This window comes from Flavobacterium sp. ZT3R18, from assembly GCF_007097385.1.
GTDB lineage: Bacteria > Bacteroidota > Bacteroidia > Flavobacteriales > Flavobacteriaceae > Flavobacterium.
Genome location: NZ_VJZS01000031.1, coordinates 25,925 through 40,520, shown reverse-complemented (window position 1 = coordinate 40,520; position 14,596 = coordinate 25,925). Strand labels below are relative to the sequence as shown.

At 33.0% G+C, this 14,596-nt stretch carries 12 protein-coding genes; 4 read left to right on the top strand and 8 right to left on the bottom strand.

Annotated features, from left to right (window positions below):
* The 4 genes from FNW52_RS19555 to FNW52_RS19540 all read left to right on the top strand — a co-directional run.
* Positions 1 to 829: tyrosine-type recombinase/integrase (locus tag FNW52_RS19555; protein WP_143379155.1), on the top strand; the 829-nt coding region annotated here is incomplete at its 5' end.
* Positions 826 to 1,665, top strand: a complete 840-nt coding sequence (locus FNW52_RS19550; protein WP_143379154.1) for a tyrosine-type recombinase/integrase — start codon at positions 826 to 828, stop codon at positions 1,663 to 1,665. The genes FNW52_RS19555 and FNW52_RS19550, both read left to right, overlap by 4 nt.
* Positions 1,666 to 2,472: 807 nt before the next feature.
* A complete protein-coding gene (locus FNW52_RS19545; protein WP_143379153.1) occupies positions 2,473 to 3,423 on the top strand; it encodes an RHS repeat-associated core domain-containing protein in 951 nt (316 codons plus the stop codon).
* 2 nt (positions 3,424 to 3,425) lie between these two features.
* Positions 3,426 to 3,890, top strand: coding sequence for a hypothetical protein (locus FNW52_RS19540; RefSeq protein ID WP_143379152.1), 465 nt, complete (start codon positions 3,426 to 3,428; stop codon positions 3,888 to 3,890).
* 595 nt (positions 3,891 to 4,485) lie between these two features.
* On the opposite strand, the gene FNW52_RS21225 is transcribed toward FNW52_RS19540, so the two are convergent.
* The 8 genes from FNW52_RS21225 to FNW52_RS19500 all read right to left on the bottom strand — a co-directional run bounded on the left by FNW52_RS21225 (position 4,486) and on the right by FNW52_RS19500 (position 14,589).
* Positions 4,486 to 4,770 carry a helix-turn-helix domain-containing protein gene (locus FNW52_RS21225; protein WP_255515663.1) on the bottom strand — a complete coding sequence of 95 codons (285 nt, stop codon included), beginning with the start codon at positions 4,768 to 4,770 and terminating at the stop codon, positions 4,486 to 4,488.
* An 850-nt stretch (positions 4,771 to 5,620) separates the two neighbouring features.
* Complete coding sequence (locus FNW52_RS19530; RefSeq protein WP_143379151.1) at positions 5,621 to 6,955, bottom strand: relaxase/mobilization nuclease domain-containing protein; 1,335 nt, start codon at positions 6,953 to 6,955, stop codon at positions 5,621 to 5,623.
* Entirely contained in the window at positions 6,940 to 7,335 is a 396-nt protein-coding gene (locus FNW52_RS19525; RefSeq protein WP_143379150.1) for a plasmid mobilization relaxosome protein MobC, read from the bottom strand. Before FNW52_RS19525 ends, FNW52_RS19530 begins: the two co-directional genes overlap by 16 nt.
* A gap of 226 nt (positions 7,336 to 7,561) precedes the next feature.
* Positions 7,562 to 8,461: a toprim domain-containing protein gene (locus tag FNW52_RS19520; protein WP_143379149.1), complete on the bottom strand. Its 900-nt coding sequence runs from the start codon at positions 8,459 to 8,461 to the stop codon at positions 7,562 to 7,564.
* 179 nt (positions 8,462 to 8,640) lie between these two features.
* Positions 8,641 to 9,663 carry a hypothetical protein gene (locus FNW52_RS19515; RefSeq protein WP_143379148.1) on the bottom strand — a complete coding sequence of 341 codons (1,023 nt, stop codon included), beginning with the start codon at positions 9,661 to 9,663 and terminating at the stop codon, positions 8,641 to 8,643.
* Between the two features lie 3 nt (positions 9,664 to 9,666).
* Positions 9,667 to 10,752, bottom strand: a complete 1,086-nt coding sequence (locus tag FNW52_RS19510; protein WP_143379147.1) for a hypothetical protein — start codon at positions 10,750 to 10,752, stop codon at positions 9,667 to 9,669.
* Positions 10,753 to 10,755: 3 nt separating this feature from the next.
* Positions 10,756 to 11,841, bottom strand: a complete 1,086-nt coding sequence (locus FNW52_RS19505; protein WP_143379146.1) for a hypothetical protein — start codon at positions 11,839 to 11,841, stop codon at positions 10,756 to 10,758.
* A gap of 12 nt (positions 11,842 to 11,853) precedes the next feature.
* Positions 11,854 to 14,589, bottom strand: coding sequence for an OmpA family protein (locus FNW52_RS19500; protein WP_143379145.1), 2,736 nt, complete (start codon positions 14,587 to 14,589; stop codon positions 11,854 to 11,856).
* Positions 14,590 to 14,596 lie beyond the last annotated feature (7 nt).

Genomic DNA, 14,596 nt, shown 5'->3' with positions numbered 1-14,596 from the left:
ATATAATTATAGAAAGGAATTAGAAACATTAGGCTACAGCAAATCGATAGTCAACAATTACCCAAAATATGTGAAATCTTTTTTAGAATTTAATCCAGAATTACTGGAAAACATCAATGAAGAACACATAAAAAGCTACTCCAATTATCTGCAAAATAGACCTAATAAAAGGCGAGAAGGAAATCTAAGCGAGAGTTATATCCACAGCCAGCAACTGGCCATAAAAGGATTTTTTGATTATATGGAAAGAATAGACCAAATCAAACAAAATCCATTTACTTTAAAACTGAAAAGCCCCAAGCATCAGCAACGAATTGTACTCACACAATCGGAAATCCAAACACTCTACAAAACGGCTCAAACACTGGAAGAAACCATCATTTTGCACCTTTGTTATGGTTGTGGACTCAGAAGAGCTGAAGTAATAAATTTGGATACAAAAGACATTGATTTAGAGAAAAAATTACTCTACGTCAGGAAAGGGAAAAACAAAAAAAGGCGGGTAATGCCGCTCACTGAAACCATCATAAAAGATTTTAAGAAGTATCAAGATTTTAGTATTAAGAATCAAGACGAAGTAGCTTTTTTGACAAACAAATTAGGAAATCGAATGAGTGGATGTATTATTTACAGAACCTTTAAAACACTTTTAAAAAGAACCAAAAATATAGAACCAAACAACTATTGTTTACATAGTTTACGACATTCTATTGCAACGCATTTACTTGAAAATGATATGAGTGTAGAAATGGTCAGAGATTTTTTAGGACACTCACAATTAAGTACAACACAAATTTATACACGAATAAATCAATTAAATATGCGATGAAATTAGAAACTTATCTAGAGCAAAATCTACAGAAATCAACAGTAAAAAACTACTTATATGAAATCAATAAATTTACTTTATTAAACAGAAATACAGAACATTACAATTATAAAAACGTAATGGAATATGTGGAAACAATACGGAAAAACTATGAACCTGCTTCCATAATTAGAATGCTATCAGCCTTGAAAAAATACTATGATTATTTAGTAAACACAGGAATCAGAAAAGACAATCCAGCCAGAGCGATACAACTGCGGGACATCAAGAAAAAGCCTATCCAATTGCAAGATTTATTTACCGATAATGAACTGCAAAAACTGCTGGAGCCAAGAAAAGAAAGGTATAAATTACTGGAAAAAAGAAACCAAATTATAATGGGTTTATTGGTTCATCAAGCCTTGAAAATAGGCGAAATTATCCAAATCAAAACAACAGATATTTTCCTGGAGAAAGCACAAATAAGCATCACTGGAACAGCCCAAACCAACAACAGAATTTTGCCTTTAAAAGCGGAACAAATCCTTTTGTTTTATAACTATTTAGAGAATAGAAATCATACTTCAAATTACTTTTTATTGAATAAATTGAATAGTCCAATAACTGGAGAAGACATCAATTATTTAATCTCAACGTATCAAAATCAGTTTACTAAAAAACTCACTTCCATAACGATTAGACAAAGTGTAATCACGAATCTTTTAACCAAAGGAAACGACCTGAGAATGATTCAGGAATTCGCCGGACACAAATATCTGGACACAACAGAAAAATACAAACAAACCGGAATAAAGGCGTTACAAAATGCCATCGAAAAACATCATCCAATACAGTAAGCAAAAAAAAGAAATAGGAACATCCCGCAGAAAAAGCGGGATTGAGTTTTTTGTCCCGCCCAACCCAACGCACCCCAACGCGCATGCAGTTTGGGACTTTTGCCAACGCTCCTACAGCACATTGCAAGTTGTGGCAGAAAAAGCCACAATTGCAATAAGCTGTTGCCAACGCTCGAAAGCCCCAAACTGCCCCAAGCTATGTTACATAATAAGTCATTATAGTGCAGAAAAAGCACTATAAACTTATTATGTAAAATAGCCCCTCCCCAACGCACCACCCCCGAAGAAGCCACCGCTACTGCCGACGCACTAGGAAAGTCCAGTTTATTAATGGCTTTGCACAAAAAAATCTTCACAAAATTACACCCAGTCGCAAAAAAGCGCCTGGCCTTAAATCTTTGCTTGTTTTTTTGCACAAAGCCATTAAAAAAAAAGAAATCGGAAGTAATTATTTGTTCAATCGCCACAAGGCTATGCTCATTTTTTCAGAAGAAAACCCCCAAGAGATTTACGTTTAAAAACAGCTTTTCGGTTCGGGTTTTCTTCTAAAAAAATCGAGCGCAAGATTGAAGATAATCAGCCGAATTATGGCATAATCGGAATGTTCGGGCATTTTTGGAAATAGAATCGATAAGAAAACGGAATCTTTTTTTTTCAATTGAAAAATAAAAATCCGCAAATCCAATCGAACTTTTTTTTTCAATTGAAAAAGACTATTTTTGAAATGAAAATGTACGTTCTTTTGATAGATTGAGTAGGGGTTTTGAGCAAAACTAGGCTCTCGCGCGAGGCAAATATTGAGCAGGAATCTACTGGTACGGTTTTCAAGGTCAGGAAAAGGACAATGAGCTGAAAGGCGAAGGGAATTCGTTGAATTATACATTTAGGATGCATGACCCGAGAATTGGTAGGTTCTTTGCAACTGACCCTTTGACTGGGAAATATCCTTGGAATTCTCCATATGCTTTTAGTGAGAATAATGTTATTGCTTATGTTGAGCTTGAAGGTTTAGAAAAAGCGAAACCTAAATACATAACGGACAGCCCTATGGATGCTTTGAATAATTTAGTCAAAAAGGGATTAGGTATTGATGCGAATGATTATAGGCCTGAGGATGCAAGAAATGGCGACGAAGCTAATAAGCTCTTAGCTAAGAAAAAAGAAGCATTGAACAGAACTGTTACAGCTACGAATGTTATAAAAAAAGCAACGTATGTTACAGCTGGAATAGCAGCAAGCCCATTTGTAATAGGAGGGCTAGCAGAAGCTGGGGCAGGCACAGTAATTGGAGAAGGAGGAACATTTTTATGGTCACAAGCGGCTAGACTTTGGGCAAATGAAATAGCAGGTTATAGAGGTTTATACACTGCGGCTAGAACTAATCCATGGACAACCGCAGGTATAGCAGGATATGGGATTGTCAACAATTCTGTTTCTCAGTATTTTGCTAACGGTCAAGTCTGGGGAGATGTTAATATGGTAGAAGCAGCTACTTCTTCTATCCCAGGTTATCTGCCTACTATCATAGGAGAAACAGTAACTTTTACATCAAATAGTCCGCAATTTAAAGCACCTGCTAGCTTGAGTCAAGGAGCTGCTCAAATTGGAGGTGGAATATTTAGTAACTATTTTGGAAATAAAACTGATAATTATCTGGATGGTGGTAATGCAGGTGATTGGTTAGTAAGTGAATTTTTTAAATTTCAAGTAGAGACTGCCTCAAATGCGGCTCCATCTTTATTAGAGAAAAAAGAGTAGATATGAAGGTTTTTATAAAAATAATACAAAGAATATTTGCTATTTTACTTTTATCTTTTTTTTTGTATTTTATAACATCTGTAATTGTAGGACATATTGTTCGGGATGATATTGAATTTAATGGTAGAATTTCAGTTGGTAAATATATCTTACATCGCCACTGGGCAAAAGGGCAAACAAATTATTTGAGTTTCAACATAAACAATGTAAGGTATAAAGGAATTAATAGTGGAAAAGAACCTCCACAAAGATTTTCTAAAAATATTGGTAAGTTTTATAAGATTCGTTATTCTGAAAAATTCAAAGGTTCTATGGAAGCTTTTTTTGATGAGCAAGTTACAGATAGTACTGAAATATTGAAAGCTGGTTTTACAATGAAAGATATTTTAAGTAATGAAAATGATACGATAAATATTCGTGAAGGTTCTTTTAAAGAAGAAGTTTTGACTATATTAGGAATTAACTAGTTTCGAACTTTTTGATGGGCGGGCAATAATAGACTTATTTATAAAAAGAATTGTTTTAAAAATAAAAAAACCTAATACTGGATATGATTCTGGTATTAGGTTTTTTTTTTTTTCATACACTCCTAATAGAGCTTTCGGACACATAACAGGCATCTGGATTCTGCTTATCATGTATTTTCAGCCCCCGCTGGCGCGAGTATTAAGTAATACAGGCGCTAGCGCGATGCGTCCCGCTCGTGCACACAAGCCGAGTATTTACAACAATAATAAAAACAAAAAAGCAATCCGTAAAAAGGTTGCTTTTGTTGTTTTAAGAAAGTTGTTTTTGAATATCTTTTTGAAAGACAAAAGTTCTTAGCATGGCTTTAATGCTGTTAATGTCTTCTTGGCTTAAGAACTGTGTTTTATGAAAAAGCTGTAAAAGTTCCCCCGCTGGCGCAAGCGTCCCGCTTGTGCGCACAAACAAAATAAATAAAGGTTATAATAAAAAAACAGGCGTAATTGCCTGTTTTTTTATTGCTTAAAATTGCCTTAAACAGCAATTATGGTAAGTGAAATTAATTGTATAAATTGTCTTAAAAGACAAAAAATAAATTTAAAAGCTCACTTTACCATCTAATAAATCTTTCATTCTTTTTTTGGTAAGCATTGAATTAATGATTTTAATCAAGGCATTTTTTTCGTCTTCGTCGAGTTGGTTAATGAGCATTAGTTGTTCGTTAAACTCGTGGTTCTGTAACTCTACTACGCTATTTTCACTATCATTTAAAAGACTATCAGCCGAAACTGCAAATACTTTCATTAAACGCTGTATAATATCGATAGACGGTAAAAGATGTCCGTTTTCCATTTTAGATAAATGGGTAACGTGAATGTGTATTTTAGCTTCTAAAAAAATTGAGCCTGAAGACTTTAAAGAAATGAAATTGGATTATAGTGTTAAGATGGACAAGATGGAGGCTAAATTAGGAGGTCTTAATCATGATGATGTTAAGATAAAGCCTTTATAGATAAGGGTATTGATACTCTCTTAAAGCTTGATTATATTTACGAGAACGCGGAAATGGAGTTGAAACGGGAAGTCATCAGTCCGATGTTTCCTGAGAAACTGTATTTTGAAAATAATTCACTTCGAACTCGACTGGTCGATGAAATTGTCAAGCGTATTCATATGATAGAGAGGAGTTCAGGTTGTAATAAAAAAGGACAAAATAGAAATAAATCTACTTTGTCCTCTCAAGTCGGGGTGGCAGTCCCGATAGTTATCGGGAGAACCTGCGGCCTTCCCGCCAAAAAGCGGGACGCGATAACCGAGCTATCGAATATTGTTTCATTTTTAATTTTTTCACACAAAAAAAGCCGAACATTTCTGTTCGGCTTTTTGTCGCCCTGCCTGTACAAATTTCGAACTTATTCATTCAAGACTTAAAGACATTGGCGTCAATCATCATCTGATTGCGGGTGCAAATATAGGAATGTTTTTTAGATAAAAAAGCTTTAAAAACTATTTTTTTTCCTTCATGTGCCAGTATGATAAGTAGTCTACACATATTCAGCATCTTGAAGGTAAAAAAATATTTCTTAAAAGGATAATTTAATCATTGATATAAAAATTTCTCTCAATATATCCATAAAATAATACCATTTCACTTACTACTGGTACAACTTTGAAACCATTTTTTAGACGGTATAAAAAAATTAGTAATATATTCCTAGAATGAATATACTAATTACCTTGACAGTCCTCTCCTCTTTTTTTCCTTTCTTTTGTTTTTCAATTGATATGGTAAATAATCAGCTGCTTGTTCAGACTGCATTAAATTATCAATTATCTTATCTAATTTTGGCAACATTGTAAAGTATTGCTTCTCTCCCAGCATAAGCACATCCAATACTTTTACCAAATCAGGAATAGTTAGTGTACCTCTTTGTTTTTCCATTTTGTTAATCAACGATTCTTTAGAAGGAAGATTTTCATAAATCTGACTTCTTTTTTCTTCACCAGCAACCTTTAATCCGCAACGCTCCTGAATAGCTTTTGCACTATATTGTTTCCCCAAGCTACTGCCATTAAAAACGTTTTTTGTCGTACGGTCTATATAGGTTATGCCGTAAAGCAAACCTTCTGCGCTTTTTCTAAAAACAGTATGAATACCTTCTTTTTCCAATTGTCTTACCAGCTCGGTTATTGGCATTGCTTTCTCTCTTAACAGTGCCACATCAATAGCAAGTTTCACTCTTGATTTATCGGACATACTTCTAACTTCATTGCTCTTAAATTTTTCTCCTAAGAATTTCAAAGTCGGTTTAGTATAAAAACTACTCGCTTTAATTGGAACACCTATTGGTTTGCCTTGTTCGTTCAAAATATGATAAACCAATCCCTTTGCTAAAAATATTTTTGAATTCTCACTACCTCGGTCAGCCATGACATTGTATTGATTCAATACTGCATTAAGTTCTGCAAGGCCGTCATACTTGTAATGGTTCAGAACTACATTTAGAACATTGAATATGGCTTTCTTTGATTCAATCCTTCCATACTGAACTCTGCCCATTGAAATAGGCTCTAAACTAAATTGCTCTTTCTTTTTTCGTCCTTCTGCTTTTACTAGTCCAAAGAATTCTTCAATCTCTTTTCTTGCGGGTTCTGATTTTCTTATACCTAAATTGTGTAGCTCAATTCGCTTTCCATCCCTCTCGATATTTATGGAGACCATGTGCAAATGTGGATGTCCTGCATCATGATGTTGATATACTAAATAAGGTTGTTCTCCGAAGCCTATTTTCTCCATATAGGCATCAGCAATAGCTATCAGTTTTTCTTTGGAATGATTTTCAGATGGGTCAAAATTTAAAGAAATATGCAGCGTATTACATTTTACATTTTCGTTCAATTCAAGCCTTTTTAGGAAAAGGTTTAACTTCATCGTGTCACTCATTTTATCGACATCTACAGGATAGTTCCCTGCTGCGATACAGTCTGCTACACCAGCTTTTACTTTGTTCTCATTATAGTGAAAAACACTACGAATTGAATGGCTTGATTTTATGATTGCAACCATTTGTTCGTGATTTTAAAGATATGTTTTTCAATCTCATCTATCTTATTTTTAAAGATTTTTTTCTCCAGTTCGTAGCGTATAATCCAATCCCTGAATTCAGGAATTTGTTGCAGAGTATGTAGTTTTTTAACTGCCTGATTCAGATTATTTCCTATGGCGTTTAACTCTTTGCGAAGCACTATTGTTTCTTCCATAAAATCGTCCAATGACTGATTTCTGTAAGTCGTAGTAATGGGTTTGTCGAATAGATGCTTACGAACATAGTCGCTTAGCTTACGGCAAGTGCTGGCTTTACACTTTTTCTCAATTTTTGCATATTCCTCGGGCGTCAGTCGCAGTCCTATTATGCGTGTCTTGTTTGAATTTTCTCTTTTCATCATCTCTCATTTTCATTGTTTTCTAACTCTTTTTATCCTTTCAATGTCACTGCCCACGAGTTCCGAGTGTGGGGCAGCAAGATCTGGTTGTTTAACAACCATACATCTTGCTGAGTGCAGGAACGTTGCATTCTTTTAGCTTTTTTAACATCTTCAATACTTCCAATCTTTCAGAGACTACCAAAAAGGTAGCAGTCATCAAAAATCGTAAATAAGTTGTGGGTGATTTCTATAATTTGCGCCTTAAATGTTTTTTGGGAGCTTTTGAAGGATTCATAATCCAGTCGTTAAAATCGTTGTGGTTTTTGTAAAGGGTACTTTCGTCTTTGTATTGGGGACTCATTGAAAGTGCACGCTGAGTACAATTTATTCCTGTTGTATCCCTGTCAAGATAAAGCCGAATATGTTTGTGATTTTCCATAAATGGGCGTGCTCTTTCAAAGAATGAAACTGAATTTAAAACAACAAAATCCTGACCGTTTTCGGGAAGGTTTTTGGTTGTAGCTTTAAAGGATAGAAAGTCTATAAAACCTTCAAAAATTAGAGCTTCTTCACAACCATTATCTATGATGGTAATGTCTTTTGGCGAGCTGCTAGTTTTGAAATACGGATTACGAATTTCGTAGCCACCTGAATCATTTTTAAATCCAATCCCAAAATAGGTTTTGTTATTGAGTTCATAACGAACTTCCTTGCAAAATTTTTCGGCAATTTCAATGGGTATTTTTCTTTGTTCGAGGTATCTTAAAAGTGCTGGAGAAGTAAGCGGGAAATCCCCTAGTATTTTGATTTTATTTTCTGTAGCGATACTTTTATTTGAATGCAAAAAAGTTGGCTGTTGAAGAGAAAAATTAGTACTGAGCTTTTGTAACAATTCACTAACGGTACAGCCATGATACAATATGCCAAAATCAATTATGTTACCTCCTTTACCTAAACCGTGGTCAAACCATAAATTAAGCTTTCGGTTGACTTTAAAAGAGGGTTCGTGTTCATCCCTCAAAGGTGAACAATACCAATAATCTACATTTATAATTTTAACAGGATTGTATCCTAATTGAGACAGATAATTGGTCATGTCAATTTTTTTGGCTTCCTCAGTTGAGAGCCTTTCTTTTCTGAAATCCATATTCACACATTTTTCAAGTTCATTATTCAGTCAACTACGAAGTTAATCAAGAAAAAATGGTTTTGCTATCATGGACATATTATGTCCATGATAGTTTTATGGCCTGGAATCCACATCCACACATTTTCAAGTTCATTGTTCAGTCAGATGCTAAGTTAATCAAGAAAAAAATGTTTTCGCTATGATAGGTAAATTTTACCTATCATAGCATCTGCAATAGACTCTCCATCAGCTTTATTAAAAATATTAACAAGTTTGCCATAAGATTGAAATTCTAATTGAAAAGTTTCTTCATATAAAGGTTCTAATACATAATCATCGTTTTTCATTAATTCATCAAATTCTATTCGTTGCAATGTTTTTTCATTTTTATCGTAGAACAAGCAAGATTTAAATATATTTTCTCTTTCTCCAACAATAGATAGGTATTCATCGGAACTTTTATTTGAAAGAATTTTATGTATTTTTACATATTCAGCTACGACCTCTTTTCTAATGTCTTTTTTATCAGTGACCTTCTCTTTTTCAAGATTTACCGAGTTAAGCCAACTTGCAAAATTAAAAGGAACATCAGCTTCAAAAGTGGTGCGCCATTCGTAAACAGCTAACCCTTTTAGTTGCGAAGGTTTTTTAGAAACATAACTACCATCATAACCAACCTGACTTTGTTGATCCCATTTATCCATCCACTGCTCACTACTTTGACTAAGTTCAATTCCATTATTAGCATTAAGTTGGGTAGTGTAAAAATTTTCTTTAAAATTATTTTTTAAATAATAATATAATTTTATATTAAGAATACCTTTTGTATCAAAAATTTTTTTTCCATATTTTGGATACATCAAAACTTTTATTTCATGTGTTCCGCTAGTTAACAGAAGATGATTTAAATCTATATTTCCCGTATATCCTCCTCTTTTTGTCGTTCCATTTTCAATAAATTTAGTTAAAAAAACATCGTCAATGAATATTTCAAAACTACAATCCATACTTGTTAAGTAAAGTTGATATCTTCTTTGTTCTGTTATTGTTGTGTCTTTTTTTATAGGATATTCCAAATCTGTTTTACTATTATTTATTGCTTCGGATCTTGCTTTCCAAAAAGATTCTTTTTCCTTTATTTTTTCTTTTGTTTCCTGTGATAAATTAGATTGACAAGAAAACAAAGCAAATAAACATAATACTGCAACTGTTATTTTCATTCTTTAGATTACAGTTAATTTTTCTCCTTTTCCTTTTCTTTGAAAACGAAAATCTAAGTAAACGTTTTCATCAGGATTTTTTTTGTTTTTAAGTCTAATAATTCCTTCTCCATTTGCTTTATTTAAAAACATTACAAGTTTACCATAGCCTTGGTATTCTAGTTGAAAGGTTTCTTCAAAAAGAGGCTCTAATTCATAATCATTATCCTTTATTATTTTTACAAATTCGTTGCTTCTTAGCTCTTTTTCATTTTCTCTATAATGAAGTGTTGCCATAACAAGTTCTTCTCTTTCTCTTATTAAAGAAAGATATCCTGTAACATCTTTTTTTGATATTATTTCATGAATTTTTTGATATTCTTTTAGCAGTTCAGTCCTGATGTCTTTTTTCTCATCATCTTGTTCTTTTTTTAAATTAACAGAATTTCTCCATCCAATTTTATCAAAATTTACCTGAGCATCAAAAGTACTTCGCCATTCATAAATAGGTAAGCCTTTTAATGGAAGAGGTTTTTTAGGTTCATAATGAGCTTCAACATAATCTGCATTACCTAATTCTCCTTTATCATCAACCCATTGTTCAGTAGATTGATCTAAATCCATTCCACTTGCACCATTCATATTTAAATTATATTCTTTGGTCTGTAAATCTCTATTTTTAAAATAAGAGAAAGTTAATCCCACATAGCCTCCTTCACCAAAAACGGGTTCATTATATTTAGGATACATACGAATTTTTATTTCGTGAGTTCCACTTGTAAGTAACAATTGATTAATGTCGAAGTTAGTGCTAACTCCTCCTCCTTTTTTTGTAGATTCTCCCATTTTTTTATACAATAAAACATCGTCTACAAAAGCTTCAAACTGGCAGTTGTTGCTTCTTAAATAAATTCTATTTGTTCTTTGTTCTGTTAGTGAAGTATCTTTTTTTAGGGGATATTCCTTAGTATTTTTATTTTTGTAAATTGTTTGAGTTCTTTCTTTCCAAAAAGTTTCTTTTTCTTCTATTTTTTCTTTTGTTTCCTGTGATAAATTAGATTGACAAGAAAACAAAGCAAATAAACATAATACTACAACTATTATTTTCATTCTTTAGATTACAGTTAATTTTCCTCCTTTTCCTTTTCTTTGAAAACGAAAATCTAAGTAAACGTTTTCATTAGGATTTTTTTTGTTTTTAAGTCTAATAATTCCTTCTCCATCAGCTTTATTTAAAAACATTACAAGTTTACCATAGCCTTGGTATTCTAGTTGAAAGGTTTCTTCAAAAAGAGGCTCTACTTCATAATCATCATTTTTTAATAATTTTGTAAAATCATCATATCTTATTTCCTTTTCGTTTTCTCTATAATGTAAAGACGAAGTAACAAGTTCTTCACTTTCTTTAATTAATGCAAAATAGCTTGTAATATCTTTTTTAGCAATCATTTCATGAATTTTTTGATACTCTTTTAACAACTCAGTTCTAATGTCTTTTTTTTCATCATCTTGCTCTTTTTTAAGGTTTAAAGAATTTCTCCAGCCAACCTTATCAAAATTCACTTGCGAATCAAACGTACTTCGCCATTCATAAACTGGCAATCCTTTCAGAGGGAGTGGTGTTTTGGGTTCATAATGCGCTTCAATATAATCTGAGGTACCAACTTCTCCTTTATCACTAACCCATTGCTCATTAGATTGGTTCAGATCTATACCATCTGCTCCTCGCATCCCTAAATTGTACTCCATTGTACTTAAATCCCTGTTTTTAAAATAAGAAAATGTTAATCCCATACCGCCCCCTTCTCCAAAAACTGACTTACCATACTGCGGATACAAACGCACTTTTATTTCGTGGGTTCCGCTTGTTAGTAACAATTGATTGATATCTTGATCTCCATTAATCCCACCTCCATTTTTAGTAGATTCTCCCATCATTTTATACAATAAAACATCATCTACAAAAACTTCAAATTGACAATGATTACTTCTTAAATAAATTCTATTCGTTCTTTGTTCTGTTAGTGAGGCATCTTTTTTTATAGGATATTCCATAGTGTTTTTATTTTTGTAAATTGTTTGAGTTCTTACTTTCCAAAAAGTTTCTTTTTCTTTTATTTTTTCTTTGGTTTCCTGTGATAAATTAGAGTGGCAAGAAAACAGAGTAAATAAACAAAGTGATATAATTGATAATTTCATTTTTTTTCTGTATTAGATTATGTATATGGGATCAAATTTTACGATATCTGATTTTAAAAAAGGTTCTTTGTCATTACCTAGTTTTAGTGTTCTTTTATATCTATTAACCACTATCTCCGCTTCCAACTTAATTATTAAACCTGAAAAACCAAGTTCTGGTTTTGCAAACACACCTTTTGCATCAGAGTCAATTACTATTTTAGCCACAAAATAAGCATCGAGCATAGCATTAGCTATTAATTCAACTACTACCTCTGTACCCCATACTTGGGATTTAACTTCAAAATTTATTTTTAAATTTATTTTAATGCCTACTTTAGCCCCTAAATCAAGATTTCCACCTTTAACACCTGTAAGACTGTTGAATTCCAAAGCCTTAAAGTCAAAACTAAAATTACCAAAAAATGTAGCTTCAAAAGTCATTCCACCATGCAAAGCACTCAATCCTATCTTTATTCCAGTAACCATAGCAGCTACTGCTGGATGCATGCGGCTTCCTAAAGCTAATAAGTCCACAATAAAATTAGCTCCCATCAATGGATCTGCCTTAAAATTTAGAGTGCCTACGGTCGCAACTTGCGACTCATATATCCCTACTCCTTTCTCTAGATACCAACTAATATTTGCATTAAGTGATGGAGATTGTATCTCGAACATAAAGGGCGTTTTAGATAAAGCTTTTCCTTTTGCATCACCTCCTAAAGTATCTTTTACTTTATCTGCCATTTCTTTGTACTTTATAAATACGTCTAGAACTTTTCGCAGTTTTTTTGCAAACTCAATTCCAAATTCCGAATTCCCCTTTCCCTCGTCCCATTCGGCACTTAATTTTAGTCCAAATTTAGAGAGCATTTCTGGACTATTTTGTAATCGAGCATTTTCTTTTCCAACAGACACAGCTTTAGATTGCGCACCTCTCATCTCGCGGGTTATTTCCTTTACCTTTTGTAAATCTTGTTGTCTTTTAGCTCTGTCCGCTTCACTTAGTTTGGCTTGATATTTTGATTCCTCATCAGATATTTTTTTACCATATTCTGGTAAATTTCCATGTGTATAGGCTACAGGATTAGAGAAATTAAAAGAAAATTCTAATGTCCATTTTATATCAGGATACGCCTTTACAATTACAGTTGCATTCTTGTCATTCGAAAAATACCTACAAGAATGAACATGAATAGAGTAACTCGTTGCCGAATCAATGCTTTTTTCTACACCAGCAATTTTGGTTAAATTCCATTTTGGCCATATATATTGCATTGGAGCAGGATTCAATATTGACAAACTCGAATGCACAGGAAAGGCTAAAGAAACTACCTCCTTTTTTAATGGTTTATCATACTCAGGAGAACTTACCATTATCTTCTTTTTGTGCTTGTCTTTTTCTCTAAAACAGGCTTTATTTTGATATTCCGTTATATCTATGGTTACATTTTTATTATGGCTTGGCGCAATGGTTTCGTAAACTATGGTTTGTGCATCATGTCCATTAAAAACAAAAGAAATATCGACTCTTCGTGCATCTATATATTCTCTTTTGTCTTTGTATTTTATATTGTCGCGACCCATTTTATCATCGGTTGCATTGATCTCGCCATGTCCTTTTGAGATGATTCTCTGAGCCTCTAAACCTCCATTGATGAACATTTTTTTTACGGCATCACTTCGTTTTTGTGATAGTATATTGTTGTAATTTTCTTTCCCAATCACACAAGCATACCCATCAATAGTAATGGTAGAATGCTCATGCTCTAACAAAAACTGCAAAACATTACTGATACTAGTGTTACCTTCAGAATTTATAATTGAACTGTCAATATCAAAAAAAATAGTTTTGGTAATAGCTTCTTTCAGGTGTATTACTTTTTGTAATTTTTTCCCTTTATCAAAAACAATAGTTTTGTCTATCGCAATAGTTTCAAACTTGCAGGGTTCATATCTTTCGGCTTTTTCATCTGGTTTGCCAACTTTTAAGGGTGTTAAATTTGTAGGCGGCTTGACCACACGAGACACAATTTTTTTCTTTATTTTCAAAAATTGAGCAAGTTCTGTATTGTGCTTGCTATCTACAATATAACTACTTGTTGAGGGGTCTTTTATCTTTACATAAAATTCTTCATCCTCTTTGATCCCTTTTATTTTTCCATACCAAGAAAAAGTATTCAACATGGCAAGATTGATTTCGCCATCTATAACATCTACGCTGGTGTAGGTAAAAATTAACGGATCTGTTTTTAGATTCTCATGTCTAAAAACATCTACAATTAAATTTTTATGACCGTTTAATCCTTCGGAATTTACACTCAAATAAACAGCTTCTCCATATGAAAAGACATGACTTTTACTCACATCGTCTCCATCGTTGGTAGTACACCATTTACTAGTTGTTATCTTGGGTTCACAATAGCCGCTTACAATCAAGCCCGTATCTTTGGATGTATTTCTATTTCCAGAGAGACTTGCCTCTACGTAATATTCAAATGGACCACATAAGGCTTTAGGTATACTAATTTTTTTTGGTGTACTTGCAGGCAGTGTTTTTTGTGAAATAATGATTTTCTTTTTACGGTCTTGCAACATCCAAGTTAAACTCTCTTTTTTGTCTGTTTCAGTTGTTCCATCATGCCATAAATCTACCTCAAAAAAAACATCTTGATCTGGAGAAATAACTACTTTTTTGTTAGGAATAGATAAGTTTCCTATAACTTTTCCTTTCCCTGTCCATTTTATTCTTTTTACACCTTTTGCCATTTTAAAT

Excerpts from the sequence above, each read along its gene's own strand:
- FNW52_RS19550 (WP_143379154.1), top strand. The coding sequence starts at position 826 with ATGAAATTAGAAACTTATCTAGAGCAAAATCTACAGAAATCAACAGTA.
- FNW52_RS19540 (WP_143379152.1), top strand. The coding sequence starts at position 3,426 with ATGAAGGTTTTTATAAAAATAATACAAAGAATATTTGCTATTTTACTT.
- FNW52_RS19530 (WP_143379151.1), bottom strand. The coding sequence starts at position 6,955 with ATGGTTGCAATCATAAAATCAAGCCATTCAATTCGTAGTGTTTTTCAC.
- FNW52_RS19525 (WP_143379150.1), bottom strand. The coding sequence starts at position 7,335 with ATGATGAAAAGAGAAAATTCAAACAAGACACGCATAATAGGACTGCGA.
- FNW52_RS19520 (WP_143379149.1), bottom strand. The coding sequence starts at position 8,461 with ATGGATTTCAGAAAAGAAAGGCTCTCAACTGAGGAAGCCAAAAAAATT.
- FNW52_RS19515 (WP_143379148.1), bottom strand. The coding sequence starts at position 9,663 with ATGAAAATAACAGTTGCAGTATTATGTTTATTTGCTTTGTTTTCTTGT.
- FNW52_RS19510 (WP_143379147.1), bottom strand. The coding sequence starts at position 10,752 with ATGAAAATAATAGTTGTAGTATTATGTTTATTTGCTTTGTTTTCTTGT.
- FNW52_RS19505 (WP_143379146.1), bottom strand. The coding sequence starts at position 11,841 with ATGAAATTATCAATTATATCACTTTGTTTATTTACTCTGTTTTCTTGC.
- FNW52_RS19500 (WP_143379145.1), bottom strand. The coding sequence starts at position 14,589 with ATGGCAAAAGGTGTAAAAAGAATAAAATGGACAGGGAAAGGAAAAGTT.